This is a genomic window from Methylobacterium sp. CCH5-D2, from assembly GCF_001556475.1.
GTDB classification, from domain to species: Bacteria; Pseudomonadota; Alphaproteobacteria; order Rhizobiales; family Beijerinckiaceae; genus Methylobacterium; species Methylobacterium hispanicum.
In genome coordinates this window covers 1-1,128 of record NZ_LSIX01001041.1, presented here as the reverse complement: position 1 = coordinate 1,128, position 1,128 = coordinate 1, and the positions used below count along the sequence as shown (strand labels likewise).

1 tRNA gene is annotated in these 1,128 nt (G+C 64.6%); it reads left to right on the top strand.

Going from position 1 to position 1,128, the window contains the following annotated elements:
- Window positions 1-1,043 precede the first annotated feature (1,043 nt).
- Window positions 1,044-1,117 (top strand) — tRNA-Gln (locus AX737_RS28395).
- Window positions 1,118-1,128 lie beyond the last annotated feature (11 nt).

Below are 1,128 nucleotides of genomic sequence, written 5' to 3'. Positions count from 1 at the left end.
GCCGGCGCCGATGAGCGCTGTCTACGCAAGCCCAGCCGCCCCGTCAACACCCGATGCGACGAGTACGCGAAAAATCAATGACAGCGCGGTGATCGGCGTGCGAGCCAGCTGTGGTGCGCATACGTTTTTGCATGAAGACGGGAGCCGCATCGGCGGCAGTGAGGTGGTCGTGATCCGACCCGGACCGGCGCATGCAGGGCGCGGCCACCAATGGGCCCATTGTCTTATTCATGAAAGCAGGGAGGGCGTGCCAGTTGCGAACCGGAACACATCGTTAAGCATACCACCGTACGCCGGTCCGCTCAGCTAGGACACGCCCATGCCGAGCCTTCGTCAACTCCTCGTGGATGCTGCGGCCGTGGTGCTGGTCGGCATCGGCTTGACCGCTGCGACTCGCGGCTATCTGCATAATCTCCCCGTTCCGGCTGCCGTGGTCCAGCTCACCTGGGAGGAGCCGCTCACGACCGGCTCGATCCCTTCACCCACGACACAGACCGACGCTGCGGAACCGGCGCCTCCGCGACCTTGGACCGATCCGCCGTTTCGCTCGCTTAGGGCCTCCCGTTAGCACCCGTCCTAACCGTCGGGCGAGCTGGCAGATTACGACGGGGCTCATGCTCCGTCTTTGTCTTGCTGTCTTCCACGGGAACCGATGACGCAGCGCGCTGCGTTGCGATGCACGGATCCCGAAGGGGCCCTTCGACTCAGGTGGAGAAGATTCCAAGCCCGTACCGCTCGACCGTACGGGCCGGGGCACGGAAGACCTGTCGATCCGCTCCGCCTGCGTCGCGTCGAGCTATGAGTATGGATCGGGCGCTCCGCTTTTCGGAGAACGGTCGCGCTTCAACGACGGCCGAACGCACGTCGGCTCGGTCGGTGCGGATTTCAGACCGGCTTGGCGCGGGGGCCTCGATCCGGCCGACAGAGGTGGTTGACCGGAGCCAGCTTTGCCCCTAAGTGGTCCGCACTCGAGCGAACGGCCCCTACGGCGCCGACGCCGGGATCAACTTCGACGCCGCCGTCCGAACTGGCGAGCGCCGTATTGGGGGATAGTTTAACGGTAGAACGGTGGACTCTGACTCCTCTAGTCCTGGTTCGAATCCAGGTCCCCCAGCCACCTGATTTCCT